Source organism: Ruminococcus sp. SR1/5, from assembly GCF_000209835.1.
GTDB classification, from domain to species: domain Bacteria; phylum Bacillota; class Clostridia; order Lachnospirales; family Lachnospiraceae; genus Blautia_A; species Blautia_A fusiformis.
Genome location: NC_021014.1, coordinates 1,798,996 through 1,825,491, shown reverse-complemented (window position 1 = coordinate 1,825,491; position 26,496 = coordinate 1,798,996). Strand labels below are relative to the sequence as shown.

Below are 26,496 nucleotides of genomic sequence, written 5' to 3'. Positions count from 1 at the left end.
CTGTGATATTCCATCTGGCATCACCATTGAGAGGAGATATATAATATGAAGATCATCGACGGCGGCGTTACAGCCGCAAAAGGTTTTAAGGCAGCGTCAACTGCAGCAGAGATCAAATATAAAGGCCGTACCGATATGGCCATGGTATTCAGTGAGGTTCCTTGTGTGGCTGCAGGAACCTTCACGACCAATGTGGTAAAAGCAGCTCCTGTAAGATGGGATCAGGACATTGTATATAATCACCCGGGTGCAAGAGCTGTGATCTGCAACAGCGGAATCGCCAACGCATGTACCGGCGAGGAAGGATTCGGCTATTGCAGGGAAACCGCCAAGGCAGCATCCGAAAGCCTTGGGGTCCCGGAAGACAGCGTACTGGTAGCATCCACAGGTGTCATCGGAATGCAGCTTCCCATCGACCGTATCGCAAACGGAGTAAAAGCCATGGCACCGAAGCTTGAGGGAAGCCGCGAGGCAGGCCTTGAGGCAGCAAAAGCCATCATGACAACAGATACCGAGAAGAAAGAGGCAGCGGTAGAGATCGAGCTCGGTGGAAAAACTGTAACGGTAGGCGGTATGTGCAAGGGCTCCGGAATGATCCACCCCAACATGTGCACGATGCTTGGATTTATCACCAGTGATGTGGATATCTCAAAGGAGCTTCTTCAGGAAGCACTCAGCGAGGATATCAAGGACACCTACAACATGGTATCCGTTGACGGAGATACCTCCACAAACGACACTGTCCTCCTCCTTGCAAACGGCCAGGCCGGCAATCCGAAGATCACAGAGAAAAACGCAGATTATGAAGAGTTCAAAAAGGCTCTTAACTACGTAAACACAACCCTTGCCAAAACGATCGCAGGTGACGGAGAAGGTGCAACTGCACTCTTCGAGGTCAAGGTCATCGGCGCAGCCACCAAGGCAGAAGCCGTAACCTTAAGTAAATCCGTAGTAACCTCTTCCTTAACAAAGGCAGCCATTTACGGCCACGACGCAAACTGGGGAAGAATCCTCTGCGCCCTCGGCTACTCCGGCGTCCAGTTCGATCCGGAAAAGGTAGATCTCTACTTTGAGAGCAAAGCAGGAAAGATCAAGATCATTGAAAATGGAGTTTCTACAGGCTACAGCGAAGAGGAAGCAACTAAGATCCTCTCAGAAGAGGCAGTGACAGCCATCGCGGATATGAAGATGGGAGATGCATCCGCAACTGCGTGGGGATGCGACCTCACCTATGATTACATAAAGATCAATGCGGATTATCGTTCTTGATGTAAGAGCTTTGTAGAATGGTTTTTATGGTGGATTTTAGTTGTAGTTTTGTTTCAGTTTGTAAGCTGAGAAAACCCTTAGGGGGAGCGAGCTCAAAGTTGCGAAGCCCGCACGCTCCCCCTAAGAACCCCCTCCGTTGGGCACGCTTGGCTGTGGCATGTAGAACTTCAGTCGACGAAGACTGGGTGACGAACGTGAGAACCCGCAGTGCGGGAGCCCGGAAGTTGAGGCGTGTTGAGGTGTAGTTGACGAAGACTGAGTGACGAACGTGAGAACCCGCAGTGCGGGAACCTGGAAGTTGAGGCGTGTTGAACTTCAGTCGATGAAAACTGAGTGACGAACGTGAGAACCCTCAGAGCGGGAGCCTGGAAGTTATGTCGGGTTAAACGTCAGTCGCCGAAGGCAGACTGACGAGCTGTTCGCCTTCGGCGAAAGCGCGTCGGAAGCGGCTGTCTGCGACAGCCTGTCCGCAGCAGGCGCTTTGCCCGCAACGCGGGCAACAGCCCGTTTCCCCTCCTCGCAAATCCACAGCTGTCAGCTGAGACAAAATTATAATAAAAAAGAAATCCCTCCAACATACAACAACAAAACCTTTTTCAATCCATATCATTTTTCAAAAAAAGGAGACACCCACATGGTAAATCAGAAATATCTTGACAAAGCAGAGGTTCTCATAGAAGCCCTGCCATACATCCAGCGGTTCAACCGCAAGATCGTAGTCATCAAATACGGCGGAAGCGCCATGCTTGATGAAGAATTAAAGCGTAACGTCATCAAGGACGCAGTCCTTCTGAAATTAGTCGGTTTCAAACCGATCATTGTTCACGGCGGCGGCAAGGAAATCAGCCGCTGGGTCGGTAAAGTCGGCATGGAGCCGCATTTTGTAAACGGTCTCCGTGTAACGGACAAAGACACTATGGAGATCGCAGAGATGGTTCTTGCAAAAGTAAACAAGGAGCTTGTTACTCTGGTAGAATCTCTCGGCGTACAGGCTGTAGGTGTCAGCGGTAAGGACGGCGGTCTTCTCCAGTGCAAAAAGAAGCTTTCCAAAGGCGAAGACATCGGCTACGTAGGTGAGATTACAAAGGTTAATCCGAAGATCCTTCATGACCTTCTGGAAAGAGATTTCCTTCCGATCGTATTCCCGATCGGCTTTGACGAAAATTTTGATTCCTACAATATCAATGCGGACGATGCAGCCTGCGCCATTGCAGAGGCAGTTGAGGCAGAGAAGCTTGCCTTCCTGTCCGATATTGAGGGCGTTTACAGGGATGCAGATGATCCCTCCACTCTGATCTCCGAGCTTCGTGTAGATGAGGCTGAGAATCTGATCTCAGATGGTACTGTGGGCGGCGGTATGATCCCGAAGCTGAAAAACTGTATCGACGCTATCGAGCATGGTGTAAACAGAGTTCATATCCTGGATGGAAGGATCCCGCACAGCTTACTGCTTGAGATCTTTACAAACAAAGGTATTGGTACTGCAATTTTAAAAGATGATGGGGAGAAATATTACAATGAGCATGAATGAACAGATGGAAGAATCTGAAGCCAGTATTCTTCATACATATAACCGTTTTCCGGTAGTTTTTGAAAAAGGCGATGGCTGTTACCTCTATGATTCCGAAGGAAAGGAATATCTGGATTTTGCGGCCGGTATCGCTGTAAATGCCCTGGGATATCATTATCCGGGCTATGACGAAGCATTGAAATCCCAGATCGACAAGCTGATGCATATTTCCAACCTGTACTACAATGAGCCGATCATTGATGCAGGTGCCAGACTTGTACAGGCAAGCCATATGGAAAAGGCTTTCTTCACAAACAGTGGTACAGAGGCCATTGAGGGTGCTCTGAAGGCTGCCAAGAAATATGCCTACGAAAGAGATGGCCATGCAGACCATGAGATCATTGCCATGAACCATTCCTTCCACGGCCGCAGCATCGGCGCTCTTTCCGTGACAGGCAATGCACATTACAGAGAACCCTTTGAGCCTCTGATGGGTGGGGTGAAATTTGCAGATTTCAATGATCTTGAGAGTGTAAAGGCTCAAATCACAGATAAGACCTGTGCCATCATCACCGAGACCGTACAGGGAGAAGGAGGTATTTATCCGGCTACAAAAGAGTTCCTGGAAGGCTTACGTAAGCTTTGTGATGAGAAGGATATCATCCTGATCCTGGACGAGATCCAGTGCGGTATGGGACGTACCGGACATTATTTTGCATGGCAGGCATATGGAGTACAGCCGGATATCATGACCTGTGCCAAAGCACTTGGCTGTGGAGTTCCGGTAGGTGCTTTTGTGCTGAACAAAAAAGCAGCTGCAGCTTCCCTGAAGCCAGGCGACCACGGAACCACTTACGGTGGAAATCCCTTCGTATGTGCAGCAGTCAGCAAGGTATTTGACATTTTTGAAAAAGATCAGATCCTTTCCCATGTGCAGGGACTTACTCCGTATTTTGAGGAGAAGCTGGACGAACTGGTTGCAAAGCATGACTGTGCAGAAACAAGAAGAGGCAAAGGCTTCATGCAGGGTATCGTGATCAAGGGACGTCCGGTAGGAGATGTGGTGAAAAAAGCTCTTGCAAAGGGGCTTCTGGTGATCTCAGCAGGAAGTGATGTTCTCCGCCTTGTTCCTCCTCTTGTGATCACAAAAGAGGATATCGACAAGATGGCAGAGATCCTTGACGAGTGTATGGAATAATAAAAAAATAACAGATACAAAAGCAGCAGTATTTTCCGGAAAGGGTAGTGTGCCGATGGAGAATACGGCTGCTTTTTTGTCAGAGAGACAATGTATATAAATTATATAACAGATATAGAAAACAGTATCCGAAAATCTGGTCGTGTGTTTGAAAACAAACAAAAAATGCTATGACACACCGGCAAAATGCACAAAAAAGAGAGAGGGTTCGAGTATAAATTGCACATCTACACAGTTGATTTTAGAACGCCATATGTTATAATTTCACTGGTAAAAAATTTATGTGAGGGGTGAAAATTTTGAAAAAATTATTAACCGTCATGTGTACTTTTCTGACAGTATTTCTGGCATGTCCTGTGGGTGTATGGGCAGCCGGAAACGGTGGGACAGGATCTGGTGTGCCGGTGTGGCTTTGTATCCCTTTTGCGGGCCTTCTTCTGTGTGTTGCAGTGATGCCGCTGGTAAAGGGTGAGTGGTGGGAGTCACATCAGCCCGTTGTGGTTGCATTCTGGATCATTCTTATGATCATTCCGTTTGCAGTTGTTTACGGTGCTGGAAAAACTGCGGAAACAGTACTTGAGTGCGTGATCAATGACTATCTTACATTTATCATCCTGTTATTCGGACTGTTCTGTGTATCCGGTAACATTACAGTTGAGGGTGATTTTGCGGGTTCGCCAAGAGTAAATGTAGGACTTCTTGCACTGGGAACCCTGCTTTCCAGCTGTATCGGAACTACCGGAGCCAGCATGCTGATGGTCCGTCCGGTGATCAAAATGAATTCCTGGAGAAAGAGAAAGGGTCATATCATGATCTTTTTCATCTTTATGGTATCCAACATGGGTGGCTGCCTGACACCGATCGGTGATCCGCCGCTTCTGATGGGCTTCATGCGAGGAGTTCCGTTTTTCTGGAGCCTTCATCTTTTTCCGGTACTGATCTTTAATATGGTGATCCTTCTGTTTGTGTTCTATCATCTGGATATGCGCTCTTACAAGAAGGATATCGCAGAGGGACGTAAACCGGATATCAGCAAACCGGGTACCGAGTTTAAGATCGAGGGTCTTCATAATATCATCTTTCTTGTGATGATCGTTGTGGGTGTTATTTTAAGCGGAATGCTTCCCGGTATGCCTGCATTTCAGGATGCAGCCGGAAATGTAAAGGGGCTTCATATTTTCGGTGAGGTTACTTTAGGCTTCCCGTCGATCATTGAGATCGTCCTGATCCTGGCAGCTGCATTTCTGTCCTTTAAGACAACGGATAAAAGGATCCGTGTGCGGAACCATTTTACCTGGGGTGCGATCAAGGAGGTTGCAGTACTTTTCATCGGTATTTTTATCACCATGCAGCCGGCCCTGATGCTTCTGAAAGCAGTAGGACCGAATCTCGGTATCACCGAGCCGTACCAGATGTTCTGGGCGACCGGAGCTTTGTCCAGCTTCCTGGATAATACACCGACCTATCTGGTATTTCTGACAACAGCGGGAACTCTCGGATTTACAAACGGAATCGCAACAACGCTGGGAACGGTTCCTGTAAAGCTTCTTTCTGCGATTTCCTGCGGTGCTGTATTTATGGGCGCCAATACATATATCGGCAATGCTCCGAACTTTATGGTCAAGACACTTTCTGACGAAAATGGTATCAACATGCCGTCCTTCTTCGGATATATGGCATGGTCCATTTGTTTCCTGGTACCGGTGTTCATCATCGATATGCTGGTATTCTTTTTATAAGGGAGGAGGATCAATATGCAGGATAATAACATTCGAGAGAAATGCAGAGAGCTTGCCACCAGGCTTTATGAACTGGATGGCGAGGTTTATGAAAGCGTAGGATCTTCCCTTGGACGTACCTTCACCGGTGACAGAGAAGGCACTATCCGGAACTTAAGTGCTCTGATGTATACCAAACCGGACGGACATCTTCTTCGAAGCGAGATGGCACTGATCAGCAACATGGCCAGGACCATCAAGGATAAAGAAGAAAAAGCCGTCTCATGAAGAAATATGATGAGATCTTTCAGGAGATCCTGACGTTGCCGGAGACTTTTGTTGCTACGGATATCATGGATAAGGAACGTGTGGCACTGAATCATATGATCAAGCACAGGGAAAAAATCTCTGAGAATGACCATCTGGTCATCTGCATCAGCCGTACACAGGGAAGTGCCGGTAATGATATCGGTTTCGGACTGGCAGACAAGCTTCGGATCAACTATTATGATGTGGAGATCTTTGATCAGGTATTAAGGCGTCTTGAGGCGGAAAAGGGCGCGGTCAACGATGCGGAATATTTTGCGGATTTCAATAAATATGAGAAGAAGCATAAATTTGATCCCAAGGGCTGGTTCCGGGAATTCAACCGTTACCATGGTCTTCCGAAACAGGATGCGGTATTCTTTAACATGAGTGACCTGATCTGCGATCTGGCCTCAAAAGAGGACTGCATCATTATGGGAAGGTGTGCGGATGCGATCCTCAAGAACAATCACATTCCGCATATAAGTCTGTTTATCACAGCTCCTTTTGCTATCCGTGTGCAGCATGTTATGGATGTACGGAAGATGAATATGAAGCAGGCAGTCCGTTTCCTGAAGAAGATGGACAGCCAGCACAGACGGTATTACAATTTTTACGGCGGAGCTCAGTGGGGCAAGCCGGATAACTACGATCTTTGTATCAACAGTGCAAGCTACGGAATCAATGAAACGGAGAATCTGATCCTGAAGCTTTTGAATGATCAGATCCACTAAGAGATAAAAATATGAGCAGCACGGAAGAAAGAAAAAGTTCCGGAAGGGGTTTTTAGCTTAACAGGCTGCAAACAGAAAAAGAATCAGAACAGAGTTCCTGCATTCTGAGGTAACCTTCTGCCAGACAGAAATACCTCAGAATGCAGGAACTTTTTTATATGTTGTTTATAAAAACTTAATCTTGATTAACTTTTTTCATTTAGGGGATTGACATTCGAAAAAACTTAGTATAAACTAACCTATGAGTTAGGGCTGACTAATTAGACTGAGTTAATTAATAGAAAGAAACGGAGGGATTCCATGCAGCCGATTTTATTTTTACAGTCAGGTGATACTGGCACGATCAAGCGTATTTCCGGAGCGGAGGATACAAGAAGATTTCTTGCAGGCCTTGGTTTTGTTGAGAATGCGGAAGTGACAGTTATTTCTCAGTTTGACGGCAATCTGATCGTAAATGTCAAGGATTCCAGAGTAGCAGTCAATAAGGAAATGGCCAGACACATTATGGTGTGACCGGACTGCGAGGCAGTGACCGGTAGTGGATTTGCCCCAAACTGCGGAAGGCGCAGTTGAGGATAGATTAGGAATTGGAATATGAACAGGGAGGAAAAGAGAAATGACTTTACGTGATGCAGCAGTAGGTTCTACAGTAGTTGTTTCCAAGATCACCGGCGACCCGGCTTACAAGCGCCGTATCATGGATATGGGAATCACAAAAGGCAGCGAGGTTTATATCCGAAAGGTAGCTCCTCTTGGAGATCCGGTTGAGATCACCATCAGAGGTTATGAGCTTTCCCTGCGTAAGCATGACGCAGCATGTGTGGAAGTAAAGTAAATAAGCTTCGAAAAATGACAGAGCGTCAGGCTCTGACCTGAAAAAAGGAGGATGCAAAATGTCTGTAACAATAGCTCTTGCCGGAAACCCGAACTGTGGTAAGACTACAATGTTCAATGCTCTTACAGGCGCAAACCAGTACGTTGGTAACTGGCCAGGTGTTACTGTAGAGAAAAAAGAGGGTAAGCTGAAAAACCAGAAGGATGTAACGGTAACAGACCTTCCGGGTATCTATTCACTTTCCCCGTATACACTTGAGGAGGTTGTCAGCCGTGATTATCTTCTGAAAGAGAAACCGGATGTGATCATCGATCTTGTGGATGCAACAAACATCGAGAGAAACCTGTATCTTGCAACCCAGCTTCTTGAGATCGGTATCCCGGTTGTTATCGCTCTTAATATGGTGGATCTTCTGAAAAAGAACAACATCCATATCAATGTAAAAGGCTTAAGCTCCGCGCTTGGATGCCCGATCGTTGAGACCTCTGCTCTTAAAGGAACAGGCCTTAAAGAGGTTGTTGATGAGGCAATCAAATGTGCGAACCAGCACAGAGTACCATCGAAGCAGATGGAATTTCCGAAAGCAGTAGAAAAAGCTGTAAATGAGATCGAGGGATTTGTTCCTGCAAACATCGCTGAGGAGAACAAGAGATGGTATGCAGTAAAGCTTCTTGAGAGAGACAGCAAGGTAAAAGAAGGTCTGAACCTTCCGGCTTCTGCACAGTCCAGGATCGAGGAGATTGCTTCTGGCCTTGAGAAGGCAGAGGATGATGATACAGAGAGTATCGTAACGGATGGAAGATATCAGTACATCCAGAAGGTTGTTTCTGCAAACGTTAAGAGAAGCGGAAATAAGATGACAGTTTCCGATAAGATCGACCGTATCGTAACAAACCGTATTCTCGGTCTTCCGATCTTTATCCTTACCATGTTTATCGTTTATTATGTATCGGTAACAACAGTTGGTACCATGGTAACAGACTGGACAAACGACAGCTTTGTGGGAACCATCCAGAGTGTTGTATCGGATGGACTCGGCAATGCCGGTGTTGCTGACTGGCTGGTAAGCCTTGTATCAGATGGTATCATCGGTGGTCTTGGTGCAGTGCTTGGATTCGTTCCGCAGATGGCGATCCTGTTCCTGTTCCTTTCCATCCTTGAGGATTGCGGTTACATGGTTCGTATCGCGTTCGTCATGGACCGTGTATTCCGTCATTTCGGACTTTCCGGAAAGAGCTTTATCCCGCTTCTTATCTCCTCCGGCTGTGGAATCCCTGGAATCATGGCTTCCAAAACGATCGAGGCAGATAATGACCGTCGTCTGACGATCATGACAGCAACATTTATCCCATGTGGTGCCAAGCTTCCTGTTATCGCCCTTATGGGTGGTATCATGACCGCTTATGCAACCGGTGACTATGTAGCTGCTGGTTTCATCACACCACTGATGTACTTCATCGGTGTTGTAGCAGTTCTTGTAGCTGCGATCATCCTGAAGAAAACAAAACCTTTCTCCGGTAAACCTGCTCCGTTCGTAATGGAGCTTCCACAGTATCACATTCCGTCTGTAAAGACAGTTCTGCTTCATGTTTGGGAGAGACTGAAAGGCTTCATCATCAAAGCCGGTACCATTCTTTTCCTTGCAACCGTTATCATGTGGATCCTTTCCAGTATCGGAAATACAGGAAGCGGAATCGGATTTGTTGAGGACAGCAATGACAGTATCATGGCTATCCTTGGCGGTATCCTTGCTCCGATCTTTGCTCCTCTTGGATTTGGCAAATGGCAGCCGGTTGCAGCCTCCATCTCCGGATTCTCCGCAAAAGAGTCCATCGTAAGTACAATGGGTGTTCTTGCAAACGTAGCTGGTGATGATGCAGAGGATACCATGATCGTTGGTGCAGCGATCAAAGCATGGTTCCCGACAGCAGTAGCAGCATTTTCTTTCCTGCTGTTCAACCTGCTTGATTCTCCGTGCCTTGCAGCTATTTCTACAATGGCACATGAGATGCAGTCCAGAAAATGGTTCTGGTTTGCAATTTTCTTCCAGAACATTTTTGCTTATGTTGTAACACTTTGTGTATACCAGATCGGTCTTGTTGTCACAGGTGCCGGTTCCTTCGGAATTGGAACGATCGTAGCGCTGATCCTTGTAGCGATCCTGCTCTTCCTTCTGTTCAGACCAGATCCGTACAAGAACCAGAACGACGTTACAAAGAGATCTGTACAGGCAGCAGAGTAATTGAAAACCGGTCATACAGTAACGATCCGGTACATATGATAGCTTTGAAATGATGCTGTAAGAACAGCTGAAATGATAAGAAATGCAGGAGACCGGGGATGTAAATACCTGGTCTTCTGTGCTATAATAAGCCTGAAGAAATATGGAAGTTTTTTTACAAAAGTATTCATCAGAGGCTGGCAGCAGTTCACAGGCTGTACAGCGAAAGAAAGGGTGACAGATATGAGTATGATAGCGGATATTATTGTACTGGCACTGGTGATCGCATATGGCGTATTTGTGGTCAGTTATCTCTATTCAAGAAAGAAACAGGGGCTCAGCTGTGTCGGCTGTGCCGGTAACACACGTACAGGTGGCTGTGGCGGCAGCTGCTCCGGTCATTGTTCCGGCTGCTCCGGCTGCAGTGGAATGCATAAGTAACCAGGAGGGAAAGAAATCATGGCAAATGCAATTGTTGTCATCGTTGTTATCATCATTATGCTGTTTGCCGGAAAAGGCGCATATAAACATCTGAAGGGCGGAGGCGGCAGCAAGCCGGAGATCCCGAAGAAGAGGCTGGATGGAACCAAGCTGGGTGAGAAAACCATGAAGATCACAGGCATGCACTGTGAGAACTGTGTGGCCAGCGTCACAAGAGCGATCAACCGCATTGACGGTGCGGCAGCAAAAGTAAGCCTGAAAAAAGGTGAGGCAGTGGTTTCCTACGACAGAGAGATCTCCAACGAAGAGCTTAAGAAGGTAGTGGAAGACAGAGGATATCACGTAGTTTCTATCCAGTAAAGCTTTATCATAAGAATAACTTTGCCGCGGCTTCTGAGCCGGCAGATCAGAGAAGAGACTTCTCGGCGAAATGCTTAAAAATATTTCGCCTTGGGGTCTTTTTTGTATAAAAAGTCAGAGTTGCAATTGACTCACTAATGTACACCATTGTATAATAAAAATAGAAAAATTCAGACGGAACGAAATATTTTCTTTCTATCCGGATGAGGCATTAAAACAAAATACAGCAGGAAACAGACTTTGACGGCAAGGAATATCCGAGCAGGAATCGTTGTTCATCCGGCACAGCTTAACCGAATCAGCTGCGAAGCAGTTATTCGGTTATGAACAAGCAGCAAATGCGGATCGCGAATATCCGCTTGACTTTGTTTTGTGAGCGGAATACGGGACTCTTTCACCTTGTACGTGAAAGAGCTTTTTTATGAAAAATATCTGCGGGAGCGGACAGAATGAATTAGGGAGGATTTTATGCTGAAGGTAGCAGTATACGGAAAGGGCGGTATCGGAAAGTCTACAGTGACGTCCAACCTGGCGGCGGCTTTTGCAGCCATGGGGAAGAGAGTGATCCAGATCGGTTGTGATCCCAAGGCGGATTCCACCATCAATCTTCTTGGGGGAGAACCTCTGCGGCCGGTAATGAATTATATGCGGGAAGAGGATGAGGAGCCGGAAAAGCTGGAGGATATTTCAAAGGAGGGCTTTGGTGGAGTCCTCTGCATTGAGACCGGCGGCCCCACGCCGGGACTTGGCTGTGCAGGCAGAGGTATCATCGCAACCTTTCAGCTTCTGGAGGATCTGAAGCTTTTTGAGACCTGGAAGCCGGATGTAGTGCTTTACGATGTTCTTGGAGATGTAGTATGCGGCGGTTTTGCGGCACCGATCCGGGAGGGCTATGCGGAAAAAGTACTCATTGTCACATCCGGAGAGAAAATGGCACTCTATGCAGCCAATAATATTTCCAGTGCTGTGCGGAATTTTGAGGATCGAAGCTATGCGAGAATCTTCGGAATCGTGCTGAATCACAGGAATGTGGAGAATGAAACGGAAAAAGTAAATGCTTTTGCAAAAAAAATAATATCCCGGTCGTGGGTGAGATCCCGAGAAGTGACGAGATCATCCGATGGGAGGATCAGGGCAAAACGGTGATCGAGGGAGATGAGAATTCTGAGATCAGTGAGAAATTTTTTGCACTGGCGAGGAAGCTATTGGAAAGTGAAGAAGCGGAGAAGGAGGATATATGAAAAAGGAAGCATATTTTGCAACTGCAGAAGAACTGGCCCGGGGCGGGCTGGAAGCGATCCCTCCGCAGATGATCTCCGGGAAGCATCTGATCTACAGCTCTCCGGCAACTCTGGCATTTAACTCTCCGGGAGCGGAGGGCTTTGGCGTAAAGCGGGCCGGGCTTGCAGTGCCGGATTCCATTATGCTGATCGTGGCACCGGGATGCTGCGGAAGAAATACTTCTCTTATCAGCTCCATGCCGGAGTACAATGATCGATTTTTTTATCTGATGATGGACGAGACGGATATTGTTACAGGCCGTCACCTGAAAAAGATCCCGAAAGCGGTAAAAGAGATCTGCGACTGCTGTGAGAAGAAGCCGTCTGTGGTGATGATCTGTATCACCTGTGTGGATGCACTTCTGGGAACGGATATGGAACGTGTCTGCCGGAAGGCAGAGGAAAAGGTGGATATTCCGGTGCGCCCCTGTTACATGTACGCACTGACACGTGAGGGCAGAAAGCCGCCTATGGTCCATGTGCGCCAGTCCTTATACTCCCTCCTTGAGCCACAGAAAAAAAGGGAAATGTGGTCAATCTTCTGGGATTTTTTCGCCGCTGGTTGATGACTGTGAGATGTATGAGCTGCTGCAGCAGGCAGGCGTAAAGACCATCCATGAGATCTCAAGATGTAAGGATTATGAAGAATATCAGACCATGTCACAGGCCAATTTTAATCTGGTGCTTCATCCGGAAGCAAGGTTTGCAGCGGAGGATTTTCATGACCGGCTGAAGATTCCTTTTATTGAGCTTCGGAGGCTCTACCAGACAGATAAGATCGAAAATCAGTATCGTGCCTTGGGACAGGTTCTTGGAGTCTCGTTTGATCAGGAAGTGTATAAAAAAACAGCAGAAGAGGCAGTGGAGAGATTCCGGGAGGTCTGTCCGGATGCGTCTTTTGCTGTAGGGGAGTGCATGAACGGAGATTCCTTTGAGCTGGCCCTGGCCCTGGTGCGGTATGGTTTCCGGGTGCCGGAGATCTACGGAACTATCACAGCCGAGAATTTTGTATACATACGGCATCTTGCGGAATTGAGTCCGAATACAAAGGTTTTTCCAATATGGAACCCACCATGCTGTATTACGATCCGTCCGGGAGCGGAGTGAACCTTACTATAGGAAAGGATGCAGGATATTATCACCGGGATCAGCCAAATGCCGTGTGGAATCAGGACCGGCAGCCCTATGGCTATGCAGGGGTACGCAGGCTGTTTGAAACACTGACAGAGAAAGTTTTGCAGAAGGGAGAAAAGGTATGAGAGGACTTCGGAAATATCTGACACCTTTTGCACCGGATCAGTCCGGAGCCGTGTCAGTGCTGTATGAGCTTGGCGGGATCATCGTGATCTGTGATGCAGGAGGATGTGCGGGAAATGTCTGCGGCTTTGATGAACCAAGATGGTTTGAACAGAAAAGTGCGGTATTCAGTGCAGGACTTCGGGATATGGATGCCATCCTGGGACGGGATGACCGCCTGGTTGCCAAGCTTGTGGATGCAGCAGTAAAGGTGGAGGCAGGCTTTGCAGCCATTATCGGAACACCGGTACCTGCTGTGATCGGAACGGATCATCAGGCACTGCGGCGGATGTGCGAGAAGAAAACAGATCTTCCGGTGCTTGCAGTAAATACCAACGGAATGGAGCTTTATGATGCGGGAGAGCGGAAGGCTTATCTGGAGCTTTTTAAAGCCTTTGCCCGGGAAAAGCTGCCTGTGGAGGCTGGTAAGACAGGAATTCTCGGAATGACACCTCAGGATGTCAGTGACCTGAAAGCAGCAGACAAGATCCGTGAAAAATTCCGTGCCAGAGGACAGAGAGCAGTCTGCTACGGAATGGGAGACGGGCTTGATGAGGTAAAAAAGCCTCCTCTGCGGAAAAAATATCGTGGTTTCTCCTGCGGCACTGGAATGTGCCAGATATCTGGAGAAAACCTTCGGAACACCTTATGAGGTGGGATATCCTCTGGCGGAAGAGCTGGTTCCTGATATGGATTATACAGGAAAAAAGATTCTCATCGTGCAGCAGCAGGTGATGGCCGGTTCCATAAGAGAGGAGCTACGGAAACGTGGTGCGGACGGAGAGCTCACCGTGGCAAGCTGGTTTTCCATGGAAAAAAATCTCCTGGAGGAGGGCGATGTGTCATTAAGGGATGAGGAAGATTACATGGAACTGGCAGAGAAGGGCGGATATGACGTGATCTTTGCAGATCCATGTATGAAGCGGATGACAAAGGCTTTTTCAGGAGTGTTTGTGGATACAGTGCATTTTGCGGTATCCGGAAAATGCAGGTAGTCCATAAGGGCAGGATATAAAGTTACATGCATGCTGCAGCCGGATCAGTGGAAACAGCTGCAGGGAATGGAGAAACATATGGAGCGGGAAATTACGAAAATGATCCGTGTTTACGGGATCGTACAGGGAGTGGGATTTCGCCCTACGGTGAGTCGTCATGCTATGGCAAGAGGAATCCGTGGCAGTGTGTCCAATAAAGGACCCTATGTGGAGATTTTTGCTCAGGGTAAGCAGCAGGATGTGGATGCCTTTATCGCAGATATCGGGAATAAGCCACCGAAGCGTGCAGCTATCCTGAAGCTTCTTGAAGAACCGGTGGAGGAGCCGGAGAAATTTACACAGTTTGATATCATCGAAAGTGAGAAGACAAAGGGCGAAATCTTTGTCTCCCCGGATATCGCGATCTGCGATGAATGTAAGGCGGAGATGTTTGATCCGGAAAACAGGCGGTATCTGCATCCCTTTATCAACTGTACCTGCTGCGGTCCGAGACTGACGATCCTGGATTCCCTTCCTTATGACCGTGAACGGACCAGTATGAAGGAATTTCCTATGTGTCCCTCCTGTGCGGATGAGTACCATAACCCGGATACCAGACGCTATGATGCCCAGCCGGTGTGCTGTAATGACTGCGGCCCTGAGGTATACCTGGCGGGAAGAGAGGAACGGGGACGGGAGGCTATCACTTATACAAGGAAGATCATTGCTTCCGGCGGGATCGTGGCCATCAAAGGGATCGGTGGTTTTCACCTTTGCTGTGATGCTACCAGTGAGGAGGCTGTACAGCGGCTGCGGCAGCGGAAACGGCGTCCGGTGAAGCCTTTTGCAGTGATGGCACAGGATATGGAAGCTGTGAAGAAGATCTGTAAGGTCAGCGAGGAACAGGAGAAGATCCTTACCGGTCATCAGAAGCCGATCCTGCTGTTGGATAAGCTGCCGGGAGAAACGGGGCTTTGTGAGAGCATTGCACCCGGGAATCCCAAGGTGGGTGTCATGCTTCCCTATGCACCGGTTCAGCTGCTTCTTTTTCATTACGATGATGGGATCCGGATGCCCGGGCTTCTGGTAATGACCAGCGGAAATACTTCCGGGGCGCCGATCTGCAGAGATGATGAGGAGGCGGTAGAGGAGCTTTCCCATCTCTGTGACTGCATTCTTTCCCACAACAGGAAGATACGTATCCGGGCCGACGATTCGGTGATGGATTTCTATAAGGGTGAACCCTATATGATCCGCCGTTCCCGCGGGTATGCGCCTCTTCCGTTTATGGTCTCCACACCCTGGAAGGGCCAGGTGATCGCAGCAGGTGGAGAACTTAAGAACACCTTCTGCATTGGTGTGGATAACCGTTTTTATCCTTCCCCTTATGTGGGAGATCTGGAGGATCTTCGAACGGTAAAAGCCCTGAAGGAAACGATCGGGCGGTTGGAAACACTTCTGGAGGTGCAGCCGGAGGTAGTGGTCTGTGATCTTCACCCTAAATATAATTCCACAGTGGTGGCAGAGGAGCTAGGGCTTCCGGTTCTGAGGGTGCAGCATCATTATGCACACATTTTATCCTGCATGGCAGAAAATGACTGCGAAGAAAAGGTGATAGGGGTTTCCTTTGACGGAACAGGCTATGGAACCGATGGAACCATCTGGGGCGGAGAGCTCCTGGTTGCAGACTGTCAAGGATTTACAAGGCTTGGAAGTATAGAACCCTTTGTCCAGGTTGGCGGAGATATTTCCGCAAAAGAAGGCTGGCGGATCGCCGTTTCCCTGATCTGGAAGAATATGGGAAATCTGGAAAAAACCCTGGATACTATCCGTAAATTGGGACTTTGTACAGATCAGGAAGCAAAGGTACTGGTGACTATGGCACAGCGGAAGATCAATGCCGTGACTTCCACCAGTGCAGGAAGACTTTTTGACGGAGTCAGTGCGATCCTGGGGATCCGGAGAGCGTCTACCTTTGAGGGAGAAGCGTCCACAGCATTGGAATTTGCGGCGGAGGCCTGGAGAAAGCAGCGGGAGATGCAGAAGAAAAATCCGGAAGAAAATCTGAAGATACGGATGTCAGAAAAGGAAGACATTCCGGAAAGCACAGGCATCTCAGAAGCGTCTGAAGATGAACGAAAATTTATTTTAAATACAGGTGAGATCGTTGCATATCTGGTCCGGGCAAGGCTTGCAGGAGAGGATCCCGGGAAGCTGGCTTATGGATTTCACCGGGCACTGGCAGATGAGATCCTTGCAGCCTGTGAGGAAGCAGAGCGGCAGACCGGAATCCGGAAAGTGGCATTAAGTGGCGGTGTCTTTCAGAACCGGCTGCTTCTGGAGCTGGTAGATGACGGCCTTACGGAAATGGGGTTTAAAGTTTTGAAGCACAGCCTGATCCCGCCGAATGACGGAGGGATCGCACTGGGACAGGCGGTGTATGGGATGGCTTATGTGCAGCGGCACAGATAAATATAGACGAGATTATGCAGATACGGATCAAAAATGTTTTATGATAACGCATGGAGCATACAGCAGAAATGCAGGATGGGAGGCACAGATATGTGTGTAGGATTATCAGCAAAAGTAGTAAAGATCAGTGACGGAACAGCAGTGGTGGATGCAGGCGGCGCAAAGAGAGAGGTTTCCGCCCAGCTCCTGGGAGACCTGGAGCCGGGGGATTATGTGATGGTGCATGCAGGTGTTGCCATTGCAAAGATCACCGATGATGACGAGGAAGAGACAGACCAGCTGATGGAGGAACTGCTGTGATGGAAGAGAGGAAAAAAACAGCAAGAGAGATCATAGAAGGATATCAGGGGCCGCCGGTGCGGATCATGGAGGTCTGCGGAACACATACCCACGAGATCTTCCGTCTGGGGATCCGCAAGCTTCTGCCGCCGCAGGTGGAGCTGATCTCAGGACCGGGATGTCCGGTCTGTGTAACACCGGTAGGGTTTATTGACGAGGCCGTTTATCTTGCTCTGGAAAAACAGGTGACGATCTGCACATTCGGTGATCTTGTCCGCGTACCGGGAACAAAGAAAAGCCTTGCAGATGCCAGGGCAGAAGGCGCCAGGATACGGATCGTCTATTCACCGGCAGATGCAGAAAAATATGCGAAAGAGCATCCAAAAGAGCAGGTGGTATTTCTTTCCGTTGGCTTTGAGACCACCACGCCTGCCGGCTGTCTTTCCGTGAAAAAGGCCGGAGAGGACGGACTTTCCAATTATTCGCTCCTTGTGGCAAACAAGACCATGCCCCAGGCTTATCAGGCATTAAAGGGCAGTGCGGATGTGTTCCTTTATCCGGGACATGTCAATGCGATCACAGGAACTGCGCTCTGTGAGCAGCTGGCAGAGGAAGGTATCAGTGGTGTGGTGGCAGGCTTTACAGCGAAGGAGCTGCTTACGGCACTGGCTGTTGCACTGGTACGTTTTCAGGAAGGAAAACCGTTCTTTGTGAACTGCTATCCCCGTGTGGTAAAAAGTGAGGGAAGCCCGGAGGCACAGAAGCTGATCGAAGAACTGATGGAGCCCTGTGATTCCGAATGGCGCGGTCTGGGTGTGATCCCGGGGTCCGGCCTGGTGCTCCGGAAGGAGTGGGAAGCCTTTGATGCCAGAAAAAAATATGCAGTGCCGCCGATCCAGGGCAGGCCAAATCCGGCCTGTCGCTGTGGGGATGTGCTTCAGGGAAAATGCAGGCCATCAGATTGTAAGGTATTCGGAAAGGTCTGTACCCCGCAGCATCCGGTAGGTGCCTGTATGGTATCCAATGAAGGAGCATGTTCCGCATATTTTATGTACGGAAACTGATGTCCGCTTTAATGGACTGCGAAATATGATACATTACATATAGTACAAACGAAGGATCGTATCCGGAAGATCTGACAGGATGAAACCGATATGAAATTCCTTTGACCCAGCATAGAAAGAAGATAATATTATGGAAAATAAAACAGTGACCATGGCACACGGTGCCGGAGGCCGTCAGACCTCAGAACTGATCGATGAAGTATTCAAAGCGCATTTTGCAAACCCGGATCTCACAGCCGATGATGCGGCCGTGCTGGTTCCGCCTGCAGGAAAAATGGCAGTATCCACCGATGGATTTATTGTTTCTCCGGCATTTTTTCCGGGGGGAAATATCGGCAAGCTTTCCATCTGCGGAACCGTTAATGACCTTGCCTGTATGGGAGCAAAACCGATGTATCTTACCTGCGCTTTTGTCATTGAGGAGGGTTTTCCCATGGAGAAGCTGGAGGAGATCGCCGCAGCCATGGAAAAAACAGCAAAAGAAGCCGGAGTGCGTATTGTTTCCGGAGATACTAAGGTGGCAGGAAAAGGTCAGGTTGACGGTGTGTTTATCACAACAACCGGAATGGGTGAGATCCAGGAGGGCGTTCAGGTAGGCGGTGAGCTGGCAAAACCGGGAGATGCCATTATTGTAACCGGTGATGTGGGAAGACATGGATGCACCATTCTTCTGGCAAGAGAGGATTTCGGCATTGACGCAGATGTGACAAGTGACTGCGCACCGCTGTGGGGAGCTGTAAAAGAGGTACTGGATGCCACCCACAACATTCATGTGATCCGTGATGCCACAAGAGGTGGTGTCGGAACGGTTCTTTATGAGATCGCAGGACAGAGTAACGTAGGAATCCGCCTGGATGCAGCAGCTGTTCCGGTAGCTCCGGAGGTAAAGGGTGTCTGCGGCATGCTTGGCCTGGAGCCTCTTTATCTGGCATGTGAGGGACGAATGGTGATCATGGCACCAAAGGAAGAGGCAGGAAGGATCGTGGAAGCACTGCGTAAATGTCCTTATTCCAGGGACGCAGCCATTATCGGTGAAGTTACGGAAGAACAGTCGGGAAAGGTTGTCATGACTACGGAGATCGGAACGCAGGCACTTCTTCCGCAGCCGGGAGGAGAGCTTCTGCCGAGGATCTGCTGATAATATCGGAAAGGAGAGTCAGATCTTATGGAGACAAGAGTGGCATTGATCTCGATCATTGTGGAAAACAATGACGTGATCGATGATATCAACCGTTTTCTTCATGAAGCGGGAAAATATATTATCGGGAGAATGGGGATCCCTTACCGGGAAAAAGGCATCAATATCATCAGTATTGCCATTGACGCACCACAGGATGTGATCAGCTCCTTATCCGGAAAGATCGGACGCCTCAGTGGAGTTTCCGCCAAAACGGCATATTCCAATGTGATCACAAAAGCGGAGGACAGAAAATGATAAAAGTTGCGGTATACGGAAAGGGCGGCATCGGAAAATCTACTACGGTTTCCAATGTGGCAGCTGCCCTTGCGGAAAAAGGAATGAAAGTGATGCAGATCGGCTGTGATCCCAAGGCAGATTCCACGATCCTTCTCAGGCATGGAAAAAAGTTCCCACTGTGCTGGAGCTTTATAACGAAAAACGCCAGGAGCTGAAGCTTACGGATATGGTGCAGATCGGATATGGGGGTGTAGTCTGTGTGGAAGCCGGCGGTCCTGCACCGGGGCTTGGATGTGCGGGAAGAGGTATCATTACTGCTCTCGAGAAGCTTAAGGAAAACGGAGCCTATGAGACCTATAAACCGGACATTGTTTTTTATGACGTACTGGGAGATGTTGTCTGCGGTGGATTTTCCATGCCCATGCGAAATGGGTATGCAGATAAGGTATTTATCATCACCTCCGGAGAAAACATGGCCATCCATGCAGGGGCAAATATTGCCATGGCAGTGGATAATTTTAGAAACAGAGGATATGCATCTCTTGGCGGCGTGATCCTGAACCGGCGGAACGTGCCGGGAGAGGAAGAAAAAGTCCGGGAGCTGGCAGAGGATTTTCATACGCGGGTAGTGGGAACGCTTTCCAGAAGTGCTCTGGTTCTGGAAGCAGAGAATCGAGGAAAAACTCTTCTGGAAGCTTATCCGGATTGTGAGATGGCAGAGGAGTACCGGACACTGGCCGAGCAGATTCTGAATGCATGCAGGGAGGAAGGCTCATGTTAAAAAGAGTTGGTAACAGAGAGCTTTCGGGAAAAACAGAAATATTTATAAAGGAAGCCTCTTTTCCGGTTCCCTTTCAGCCGGGGCTGGAATTTAATTCACCGGTCCATGGAAACTGGAATATCGTACATACGGGAATGCTGGTTCCGGAAGCAAGGCAGATCTACGTCTGTGCGGATAACTGCATGCGTGGCGTTGTGCTGACTGCCGCAGAGATGAATGCGGCAGACCGTTTTTCCTTTGTGATCGTGGAGGAAAAGGATCTTCTGGGCGGAAATCTGGAGGATGTGACCATTGAAGGAGTGACGGACATTCTGAACCGGCTGGATGAGAAGCCAAAGGCAGTCTTGCTTTTTACCGTGTGTCTTCATCATTTTCTGGGAAGTGATCTGGACCGCATCTACGGCGAACTGGAAGAAAGATTTCCGGAGATCTTTTTTATGCGATGCTTTATGGATCCTGTCATGCAGAAAACAGGTCCGACTCCGGATCAGAAGCTGCGCCGTGCCATGTATGATGCAGTACCGGAGAGGAAAGCAGATCCGGAATGTGTCACAGTCCTGGGCAGTGATTTTGTGCTGGATGAGAGTGCAGATATCTGCCGGATCCTGAAAAAGAACGGAATCCGTCTCCGGGAAGCACCGGCCTGTAAGAACTGGGAGGATTATCAGAGCCTGGGAGAGGGAAGCCTGATCCTTAACTGCTATCCGGCAGGAAAATTCGGAGTACAGCAGCAGGCGGAGAGACTTGGAAGGCCGTTTTTATATCTGCCCGGAAGCTTTGACTATGAGGAGATAGAGACGCAGGAAAAGTATTTGCTGGAGCTGCTGGATCAGCACAGCTGCGGTAAAAATGGCCTGGATATCAAAACGGAGATCCGAAAATGCGAGGAGGCTCTTTCCCATGCACACCAGATCATCGGTGACACTCCCATAGCTGTGGATTATCTTTTTCATCCAAGACCTCTGGGACTTGCAAAGCTTCTCCTTACCCATGGATTTCAGGTACAGTCCGTTTTTCTGGACAGTATCAGCCCGGAAGAAAAAGAAGTATTTTTCTGGCTGAAGGAGAATTATCCGGAACTCAGGCTGATTTCGACTGTTCGCCCGGAGATGAGAGTGCGGCCACGGCAGCATTTCGGAAAAATCCTTGCCGTCGGACAAAAAGCAGCCTGGTTTACCGGAAGCCGGAATTTTGTCAATATGGTACAGGGCGGCGGGCTCTGGGGCTTTGACGGGATTAGACGTACTGCACAGCTGATGCTGGAGGCATTTAATGAGGAAAAAGCTCCGGAGGATCTGATCGTTCGAAAGGGATGGGGGTGCGAAAGCTGCATATGAGACAGGCATATCGGATCATACCAATCTACACGGCAGACGTGTCGGGTGTCTGCTCCGCGTTGTATGAGCTTGGAGGAATGACAGTGATGCATGATCCCTCCGGCTGTAATTCTACCTATAATACCCATGATGAGATCCGGTGGTACGACCAGGACAGTCTGATCTTTATCTCAGGTCTTACGGATATCGATGCCATTATGGGAAATGATGAGAAATTTCTTCAGGATATCGAAGAGGCGGAAAAGGAGCTGAAACCGAAATTTATTGCACTTGCAAGTTCACCGATCCCCTTTATGAACGGAACAGATTTTCAGGGACTGGCCCGTGCACTTACAGCAAGGACCGAAATTCCGGTATTTTCGGTTCCGACCAGCGGCATGCACGACTATGTATACGGAGCAGGGCTGGCACTGGCGGAAATCGCCGGACATTTCACAGGAGCAGCAGAGAAAACCGGAAGGTGTTTAGAAGTACCGACGGGATCTGCGGAAAGATCTACAGAGAAGAGAAGCAGGAAATTAAATCTTCTTGGAGCAACACCCCTCGATCTTGGCCCGCAGTCTGCAGTAGATGCAATGAAAAAACGTCTGAAAAACTATGGCTGGGAGATACTTTCCACCTGGGCTATGGGGGATACGCTGGAAGCTTTGTCCCGTGCCGGTGAAGCAGCGGTAAACCTTGTGGTATCCTCTGTGGGGATCCCGGCGGCCAATGTGCTGAAAGAAAAATTCGGTACGCCATTTCTCGTGGGGACTCCTGTGGAAGGCTATGAGGGACAGATTTCAGATGCACTTGAGCGGATCGCGGATAGATCCTGTGGAGAGTGGGTAAATAAGAAGGATGACTCCGCAGAGGAAAGCGGAGGGCAGATCTTAGGAAAACAGGAGGAACTGTGGAAAGTAACTCCGGAGCAGGTAATCTATTTTCAGGGAAGGAACAGTCTGTCAGCAGTATCTGACCCTTCAGGAGAAAGCAGGGAAATGCCCGACAAAGATGAGATATTTTTTCCGTACCGGACATTACCATCATCGGAGAACCGGTTACCATGGGCTCCCTGGCAGCAGTCATAGAGCAGAAATACGGAAAAAAGGTTCAGCTGCTCTGTCCGCTGGAGATCACAGAGGGACTTTTGCGCAAGGGAGATGAAACCATCTGTGGCGAGGAAGCCATGGAAGAAAAGCTGAAAACAGCCAGGATCATTGTGGCAGACCCACTCTATCGTCCAATCTGTCCGAAAACAGCCATTTTTTATGAGATGCCGCATATTGCGTTTTCCGGAAGGATATATCTCAGAAAATATTTTCCGGAATAAAGAGCGTTTCGTGATCATGTATATAAATATTATGCGGATGAGAAAACAGAGCAGCAGTGTGTATAATTGCAGGAAAATCACATAAACTAAATTATAAGAAACCGTAAAGGCGTTGCAGAAATATGCAGCGCCTTTTTCCAACAGTAATACCGGAAATGGAGTATATATGGAGGGATTTTTATGTGGGGATTTTGGTCAGCACTGCTCTCAGGTGCACTGATGAGTATTCAAGGGGTATTTAACACAAATGTAACAAAACAGACCAGTCTGTGGGTTTCAACCGGCTGGGTACAGTTTTCTGCATTTCTGGTCTGTGTGGCAGCATGGTTTTTCACAGGCAGAGAAAGTATCGGCATGCTGTGGCAGGTAGAGGATAAATATAATTTACTCGGAGGAGTGATCGGTGCATTTATCACTATCACAGTGATCCGGAGTATGGGAAGTCTGGGGCCTGCGCGGGCGGTTATGCTTATTGTCATTTCTCAGCTTGCGGTGGCTTATCTTATAGAATTGTTGGGGATTTTCGGTGTGGAAAGAGCAGATTTTCAGTGGAGAAAGCTGTTGGGAATGCTGATCTGTATTGCAGGTGTGGTTATTTTCAAATGGAAATAGAAATAAAAGTATTGTAATATTTGTAATACTTCGTTAAAATAAGGTATGGTTTTGCATGAGTAACGGGGCACCTGCCGCCACATCGGCGGAAAGGAGTGAACCGCCTACCTATGAAAATAAGATCACATATCAGAAGTGTTCGGTTTGTTTTTTCCATATTTTTGTTACAAATCCTGGCAGGGCTGACAGGCTGTAAGGATAACGGAACAGAATTTCTGGAGAAAGAACTGGTGCAGGAAGAAAGTACGGAAGCATCCGGAATGGATGCAGAGCAGGAAAAACCGAAGGATACGGAAAGTGAAGTATCCGGGAAGGCATCCGCAGGGGCTGCGGCAGATATATCACAGAAGAAACAGAATGAGTCTGCGGAGGAACCGGCTCCGGAGGTTGAAAAACAGCTGCCGGAGATCTCAGACACCCCTCAGACCATTTATGTAGATATATGTGGAGCAGTGACCAGTCCGGGAGTCTATGAGCTTCCATATGGCAGCCGTGTTTTTCAGGCTATCGAGCAGGCCGGAGGATATCTTCCGGAAGCTGCAGCAAGCTATCTCAACCGTGCTAAGGGACTTTCCGATGGACAGCAGGTTTATGTGCCTACCCAGGCGGAGGTGGACAGCCAGCGGATCGCAGCTACCCAGGATGGATCGGAAGTCACAGCAGAAAACAGTACCGAAACGGCGAGCGGACAGAAATCCGCCGGAGAGGATTCCGGTGAAGCTGAGACTGCATCTTCCACAGAGCAGAAGATCGATCTGAACACCGCTGATGTATCCCAGCTTACTACTCTCACAGGTGTAGGGGAGTCCAAGGCCCTGGCGATCATCGCTTACAGGGAAGAGAACGGTCCCTTTACTTCAGCAGAGGATATCATGAATGTACCAGGCATCAAAGAAGGAACCTATGAGAAGATAAAGGATAAAATAGCAATAAAGTAAGGAGCGCTAAATGAGCAGGAAAGTATTGGTAGTAGATGATGAGAAACTGATTGTCAAGGGACTTCGCTTCAGTCTGGAGCAGGACGGAATGGAAGTGGACTGTGCCTATGACGGAGAGGAAGCACTGGAAAAAGCAAAAGCAGGAGAGTACGATATCATCCTTCTTGACCTGATGCTTCCAAAAATGGACGGTCTTGAGGTATGCCAGCAGATCCGTGAATTTTCCAATGTTCCGATCATCATGCTTACAGCAAAAGGAGAAGATATGGATAAGATCCTGGGTCTGGAATACGGAGCTGATGATTATGTCACCAAGCCTTTCAACATCCTGGAAGTCAAAGCCCGCATCAAGGCAATCATCCGCCGTGCAGGCAGCAAACAGGACAAGCAGGAGAAGGCCAAGACTGTGGAAGTCGGAGAACTGAAGCTGGACTGCGAAGGACGCCGCGTATTTATCTCCGGAAAAGAGATCAACCTCACAGCCAAGGAATTTGATGTGCTGGAGCTGCTGGTATTCAATCCGAACAAGGTATACAGCAGAGAAAATCTTCTGAATATCGTATGGGGCTATGAATATCCGGGAGATGTCCGTACCGTAGATGTACATATCCGCCGCCTGAGAGAAAAGATCGAGGCCAATCCCAGTGAGCCGAAATATGTACACACCAAATGGGGTGTGGGCTACTATTTCCAGGCATAACCTGTGAAGTTCAAAAAGAACGGCAAATTTTTCAAAAGTCTCCGCTTTCGTATTCTGATCATCCTGATCATACTGGGAATCGTACCGAGTGTCATCGTAACGGAAATGGTCATTGCCAACTATGAAGATCGTGCCATTGCCAACCGTGTGCAGAGCATGGAGAACATCTGTGACATCATGTGCGACCTGCTGATCAAGGAGAATTATCTGAATGACACCAGCTCTCAGACGGTGAACAGCAAGCTGGAATTACTGTCCAACAGCTATGGTGGCAGGATTCTCATTGTAGACAGGGATTTCAGGATCATCAAGGATACCTATGGCGTGGATGAGGGCAGGACTCTGGTTTCCCAGAAAGTATTGAACTGTTTTAAAGGAGAAGATGCCTACCAATATGACTCTGACAGCCAGAAGCTGATCCTGGCAGTTCCGGTAAAAAGTCCGGATGTAAAACAGGTGCAGGGTGCCATGATGATCATGGCATCTTCCAGTGAGGTGACAGCAACCATCCATGAACTGGAGCAGAAAGGGATTCTGATCATCGGTATCATTGTAGTGCTGGCCATTTTTCTGGGATATATTCTTTCCACGATCCTGGTGAAGCCATTTGCCAGGGTAACGAAAGCAATCGAGGACCTTACAGACGGATATCAGAATGAGGAGATCTCGGTACCGGATTATACAGAGACAGCTTTGATCACAGATGCATTTAACAAGATGCTTTCCAGAATGAAGACGTTGGATGAATCCAGACAGGAGTTTGTATCCAATGTGTCTCATGAGCTGAAGACACCTATGACTTCAATGAAGGTTCTGGCGGATTCGCTGGTAGGACAGCAGGGGGTTCCGGAGGAACTGTATCAGGAATTTCTTTCTGATATCACAGAAGAGATTGACAGAGAGAACAAGATCATCACCGATTTGCTCTCCCTGGTAAAAATGGACAAAAAAGCAGCAGATATGAATATCCGTAATATGAATATCAATGAGCTGCTGGAGAATATTCTGAAGCGTCTCCGTCCTATTGCAGATCAGAGAAGGATTGACCTGATCCTGGATTCGTTCCGACCGGTAACGGCAGATGTGGATGAGGTGAAATTTACCCTTGCCATCAGTAACCTGGTCGAAAATGGTATCAAATACAATGTAGATGAGGGATGGGTCCGCGTAACACTGGATGCGGATCATAAGGATTTCTATGTGACGGTTGCAGATTCCGGCCTGGGAATACCGGAAGATTCCATTGAACGGATCTTTGAGCGTTTTTATCGTGTGGATAAATCCCATTCCAGAGAGATCGGCGGAACCGGTCTTGGACTTGCTATTACAAGAAGTTCTATAGCCATGCATCATGGGATCATCAAGGTATCCAGCAAAGAGGGCGAGGGAACCACATTTACCGTGAAAATCCCGCTGTCCTATATCCCGTCCTAGGAGGTACA

28 protein-coding genes and 2 pseudogenes are annotated in these 26,496 nt (G+C 48.4%); all 30 read left to right on the top strand.

The features are described 5' to 3' along the window. Positions 1–45: 45 nt before the first annotated feature. The 30 genes and pseudogenes from argJ (at position 46) to CK1_RS09170 (ending at position 26,488) form a co-directional block, all read left to right on the top strand. Entirely contained in the window at positions 46–1,269 is a 1,224-nt protein-coding gene (gene argJ / locus CK1_RS09295) for a bifunctional glutamate N-acetyltransferase/amino-acid acetyltransferase ArgJ (protein ID WP_015526005.1), read from the top strand. 634 nt (positions 1,270–1,903) lie between these two features. Next, the gene (gene argB, locus CK1_RS09290; protein ID WP_015526004.1) at positions 1,904–2,800 is read left to right on the top strand and encodes an acetylglutamate kinase; all 897 of its coding nucleotides are present in this window, start codon (positions 1,904–1,906) and stop codon (positions 2,798–2,800) included. Beyond that, complete coding sequence (locus CK1_RS09285) at positions 2,787–3,977, top strand: aspartate aminotransferase family protein (protein ID WP_015526003.1); 1,191 nt, start codon at positions 2,787–2,789, stop codon at positions 3,975–3,977. The genes argB and CK1_RS09285 overlap by 14 nt, the downstream gene beginning before the upstream one ends. A gap of 299 nt (positions 3,978–4,276) precedes the next feature. Further along, complete coding sequence (locus tag CK1_RS09280; protein WP_173722804.1) at positions 4,277–5,716, top strand: sodium:proton antiporter; 1,440 nt, start codon at positions 4,277–4,279, stop codon at positions 5,714–5,716. Between the two features lie 15 nt (positions 5,717–5,731). Beyond that, the gene (locus tag CK1_RS18265) at positions 5,732–5,983 is read left to right on the top strand and encodes a hypothetical protein (protein WP_015526001.1); all 252 of its coding nucleotides are present in this window, start codon (positions 5,732–5,734) and stop codon (positions 5,981–5,983) included. Further along, a complete protein-coding gene (locus CK1_RS09275; RefSeq protein WP_015526000.1) occupies positions 5,980–6,735 on the top strand; it encodes a cytidylate kinase-like family protein in 756 nt (251 codons plus the stop codon). The genes CK1_RS18265 and CK1_RS09275 overlap by 4 nt, the downstream gene beginning before the upstream one ends. Before the next feature lie 300 nt (positions 6,736–7,035). Continuing rightward, positions 7,036–7,248 carry a FeoA family protein gene (locus CK1_RS09270; RefSeq protein WP_015525999.1) on the top strand — a complete coding sequence of 71 codons (213 nt, stop codon included), beginning with the start codon at positions 7,036–7,038 and terminating at the stop codon, positions 7,246–7,248. 103 nt (positions 7,249–7,351) lie between these two features. Beyond that, positions 7,352–7,570 carry a FeoA family protein gene (locus CK1_RS09265; RefSeq protein ID WP_015525998.1) on the top strand — a complete coding sequence of 73 codons (219 nt, stop codon included), beginning with the start codon at positions 7,352–7,354 and terminating at the stop codon, positions 7,568–7,570. Between the two features lie 58 nt (positions 7,571–7,628). Then, entirely contained in the window at positions 7,629–9,812 is a 2,184-nt protein-coding gene (feoB, locus tag CK1_RS09260) for a ferrous iron transport protein B (RefSeq protein ID WP_015525997.1), read from the top strand. Between the two features lie 72 nt (positions 9,813–9,884). Further along, positions 9,885–10,232 carry a FeoB-associated Cys-rich membrane protein gene (locus CK1_RS09255; protein ID WP_015525996.1) on the top strand — a complete coding sequence of 116 codons (348 nt, stop codon included), beginning with the start codon at positions 9,885–9,887 and terminating at the stop codon, positions 10,230–10,232. An 18-nt stretch (positions 10,233–10,250) separates the two neighbouring features. Next, on the top strand, positions 10,251–10,592 hold the full coding sequence (locus CK1_RS09250; protein ID WP_015525995.1) for a heavy-metal-associated domain-containing protein: 342 nt from the start codon (positions 10,251–10,253) through the stop codon (positions 10,590–10,592). 468 nt (positions 10,593–11,060) lie between these two features. Beyond that, positions 11,061–11,833 (top strand): annotated as a pseudogene (locus CK1_RS09245) (nucleotide-binding protein). Next, positions 11,830–12,438, top strand: coding sequence for a nitrogenase component 1 (locus CK1_RS18260; protein ID WP_015525993.1), 609 nt, complete (start codon positions 11,830–11,832; stop codon positions 12,436–12,438). Before CK1_RS09245 ends, CK1_RS18260 begins: the two are co-directional and overlap by 4 nt. Before the next feature lie 10 nt (positions 12,439–12,448). After that, positions 12,449–12,979, top strand: coding sequence for a nitrogenase component 1 (locus CK1_RS18255; protein WP_015525992.1), 531 nt, complete (start codon positions 12,449–12,451; stop codon positions 12,977–12,979). Then, positions 12,976–13,131 carry a hypothetical protein gene (locus CK1_RS18250; protein ID WP_353611156.1) on the top strand — a complete coding sequence of 52 codons (156 nt, stop codon included), beginning with the start codon at positions 12,976–12,978 and terminating at the stop codon, positions 13,129–13,131. Before CK1_RS18255 ends, CK1_RS18250 begins: the two co-directional genes overlap by 4 nt. After that, on the top strand, positions 13,128–13,820 hold the full coding sequence (locus tag CK1_RS09235; RefSeq protein WP_015525991.1) for a nitrogenase component 1: 693 nt from the start codon (positions 13,128–13,130) through the stop codon (positions 13,818–13,820). Before CK1_RS18250 ends, CK1_RS09235 begins: the two co-directional genes overlap by 4 nt. Continuing rightward, positions 13,756–14,163, top strand: a complete 408-nt coding sequence (locus CK1_RS18245) for a hypothetical protein (protein ID WP_353611155.1) — start codon at positions 13,756–13,758, stop codon at positions 14,161–14,163. The genes CK1_RS09235 and CK1_RS18245 overlap by 65 nt, the downstream gene beginning before the upstream one ends. A 30-nt stretch (positions 14,164–14,193) precedes the next feature. Next, on the top strand, positions 14,194–16,614 hold the full coding sequence (hypF, locus tag CK1_RS09230; protein ID WP_015525990.1) for a carbamoyltransferase HypF: 2,421 nt from the start codon (positions 14,194–14,196) through the stop codon (positions 16,612–16,614). Positions 16,615–16,704: 90 nt separating this feature from the next. Beyond that, positions 16,705–16,914, top strand: a complete 210-nt coding sequence (locus CK1_RS09225; RefSeq protein ID WP_022426401.1) for a HypC/HybG/HupF family hydrogenase formation chaperone — start codon at positions 16,705–16,707, stop codon at positions 16,912–16,914. Further along, positions 16,914–17,957: a hydrogenase formation protein HypD gene (hypD, locus tag CK1_RS09220; RefSeq protein ID WP_015525988.1), complete on the top strand. Its 1,044-nt coding sequence runs from the start codon at positions 16,914–16,916 to the stop codon at positions 17,955–17,957. The genes CK1_RS09225 and hypD overlap by 1 nt, the downstream gene beginning before the upstream one ends. A 130-nt stretch (positions 17,958–18,087) precedes the next feature. Further along, complete coding sequence (gene hypE, locus CK1_RS09215; RefSeq protein ID WP_015525987.1) at positions 18,088–19,095, top strand: hydrogenase expression/formation protein HypE; 1,008 nt, start codon at positions 18,088–18,090, stop codon at positions 19,093–19,095. A gap of 27 nt (positions 19,096–19,122) precedes the next feature. Beyond that, on the top strand, positions 19,123–19,392 hold the full coding sequence (locus tag CK1_RS09210) for a TM1266 family iron-only hydrogenase system putative regulator (protein ID WP_015525986.1): 270 nt from the start codon (positions 19,123–19,125) through the stop codon (positions 19,390–19,392). Beyond that, positions 19,389–20,155: pseudogene (locus tag CK1_RS09205) on the top strand (nucleotide-binding protein). The gene CK1_RS09210 and the pseudogene CK1_RS09205 overlap by 4 nt, the downstream one beginning before the upstream one ends. After that, positions 20,149–21,492 (top strand): nitrogenase component 1, encoded by a 1,344-nt coding sequence (locus CK1_RS09200; protein WP_015525984.1) that lies wholly within the window; start codon positions 20,149–20,151, stop codon positions 21,490–21,492. The pseudogene CK1_RS09205 and the gene CK1_RS09200 overlap by 7 nt, the downstream one beginning before the upstream one ends. Beyond that, positions 21,489–22,562, top strand: coding sequence for a nitrogenase component 1 (locus tag CK1_RS09195; RefSeq protein ID WP_306288855.1), 1,074 nt, complete (start codon positions 21,489–21,491; stop codon positions 22,560–22,562). The genes CK1_RS09200 and CK1_RS09195 overlap by 4 nt, the downstream gene beginning before the upstream one ends. Continuing rightward, positions 22,538–22,804: a hypothetical protein gene (locus tag CK1_RS09190; protein ID WP_015525982.1), complete on the top strand. Its 267-nt coding sequence runs from the start codon at positions 22,538–22,540 to the stop codon at positions 22,802–22,804. The genes CK1_RS09195 and CK1_RS09190 overlap by 25 nt, the downstream gene beginning before the upstream one ends. 180 nt (positions 22,805–22,984) lie before the next feature. After that, complete coding sequence (locus CK1_RS09185) at positions 22,985–23,416, top strand: DMT family transporter (protein WP_015525981.1); 432 nt, start codon at positions 22,985–22,987, stop codon at positions 23,414–23,416. Between the two features lie 110 nt (positions 23,417–23,526). Beyond that, on the top strand, positions 23,527–24,354 hold the full coding sequence (locus CK1_RS09180; protein WP_015525980.1) for a ComEA family DNA-binding protein: 828 nt from the start codon (positions 23,527–23,529) through the stop codon (positions 24,352–24,354). 10 nt (positions 24,355–24,364) lie between these two features. Continuing rightward, on the top strand, positions 24,365–25,054 hold the full coding sequence (locus CK1_RS09175; RefSeq protein WP_015525979.1) for a response regulator transcription factor: 690 nt from the start codon (positions 24,365–24,367) through the stop codon (positions 25,052–25,054). A 3-nt stretch (positions 25,055–25,057) separates the two neighbouring features. Then, positions 25,058–26,488, top strand: coding sequence for a sensor histidine kinase (locus CK1_RS09170; RefSeq protein ID WP_021651567.1), 1,431 nt, complete (start codon positions 25,058–25,060; stop codon positions 26,486–26,488). Positions 26,489–26,496: the final 8 nt, after the last annotated feature.

Bases quoted from the DNA above. Each gene is read 5' to 3' on its own strand.
- argJ (WP_015526005.1), top strand. From the start codon at position 46: ATGAAGATCATCGACGGCGGCGTTACAGCCGCAAAAGGTTTTAAGGCA.
- argB (WP_015526004.1), top strand. From the start codon at position 1,904: ATGGTAAATCAGAAATATCTTGACAAAGCAGAGGTTCTCATAGAAGCC.
- CK1_RS09285 (WP_015526003.1), top strand. From the start codon at position 2,787: ATGAGCATGAATGAACAGATGGAAGAATCTGAAGCCAGTATTCTTCAT.
- CK1_RS18265 (WP_015526001.1), top strand. From the start codon at position 5,732: ATGCAGGATAATAACATTCGAGAGAAATGCAGAGAGCTTGCCACCAGG.
- CK1_RS09275 (WP_015526000.1), top strand. From the start codon at position 5,980: ATGAAGAAATATGATGAGATCTTTCAGGAGATCCTGACGTTGCCGGAG.
- CK1_RS09270 (WP_015525999.1), top strand. From the start codon at position 7,036: ATGCAGCCGATTTTATTTTTACAGTCAGGTGATACTGGCACGATCAAG.
- CK1_RS09265 (WP_015525998.1), top strand. From the start codon at position 7,352: ATGACTTTACGTGATGCAGCAGTAGGTTCTACAGTAGTTGTTTCCAAG.
- feoB (WP_015525997.1), top strand. From the start codon at position 7,629: ATGTCTGTAACAATAGCTCTTGCCGGAAACCCGAACTGTGGTAAGACT.
- CK1_RS09255 (WP_015525996.1), top strand. From the start codon at position 9,885: ATGATAAGAAATGCAGGAGACCGGGGATGTAAATACCTGGTCTTCTGT.
- CK1_RS09250 (WP_015525995.1), top strand. From the start codon at position 10,251: ATGGCAAATGCAATTGTTGTCATCGTTGTTATCATCATTATGCTGTTT.
- CK1_RS18260 (WP_015525993.1), top strand. From the start codon at position 11,830: ATGAAAAAGGAAGCATATTTTGCAACTGCAGAAGAACTGGCCCGGGGC.
- CK1_RS18255 (WP_015525992.1), top strand. From the start codon at position 12,449: ATGTATGAGCTGCTGCAGCAGGCAGGCGTAAAGACCATCCATGAGATC.
- CK1_RS09235 (WP_015525991.1), top strand. From the start codon at position 13,128: ATGAGAGGACTTCGGAAATATCTGACACCTTTTGCACCGGATCAGTCC.
- hypF (WP_015525990.1), top strand. From the start codon at position 14,194: ATGCTGCAGCCGGATCAGTGGAAACAGCTGCAGGGAATGGAGAAACAT.
- CK1_RS09225 (WP_022426401.1), top strand. From the start codon at position 16,705: ATGTGTGTAGGATTATCAGCAAAAGTAGTAAAGATCAGTGACGGAACA.
- hypD (WP_015525988.1), top strand. From the start codon at position 16,914: ATGGAAGAGAGGAAAAAAACAGCAAGAGAGATCATAGAAGGATATCAG.
- hypE (WP_015525987.1), top strand. From the start codon at position 18,088: ATGGAAAATAAAACAGTGACCATGGCACACGGTGCCGGAGGCCGTCAG.
- CK1_RS09210 (WP_015525986.1), top strand. From the start codon at position 19,123: ATGGAGACAAGAGTGGCATTGATCTCGATCATTGTGGAAAACAATGAC.
- CK1_RS09200 (WP_015525984.1), top strand. From the start codon at position 20,149: ATGTTAAAAAGAGTTGGTAACAGAGAGCTTTCGGGAAAAACAGAAATA.
- CK1_RS09195 (WP_306288855.1), top strand. From the start codon at position 21,489: ATGAGACAGGCATATCGGATCATACCAATCTACACGGCAGACGTGTCG.
- CK1_RS09190 (WP_015525982.1), top strand. From the start codon at position 22,538: ATGGGCTCCCTGGCAGCAGTCATAGAGCAGAAATACGGAAAAAAGGTT.
- CK1_RS09185 (WP_015525981.1), top strand. From the start codon at position 22,985: ATGTGGGGATTTTGGTCAGCACTGCTCTCAGGTGCACTGATGAGTATT.
- CK1_RS09180 (WP_015525980.1), top strand. From the start codon at position 23,527: ATGAAAATAAGATCACATATCAGAAGTGTTCGGTTTGTTTTTTCCATA.
- CK1_RS09175 (WP_015525979.1), top strand. From the start codon at position 24,365: ATGAGCAGGAAAGTATTGGTAGTAGATGATGAGAAACTGATTGTCAAG.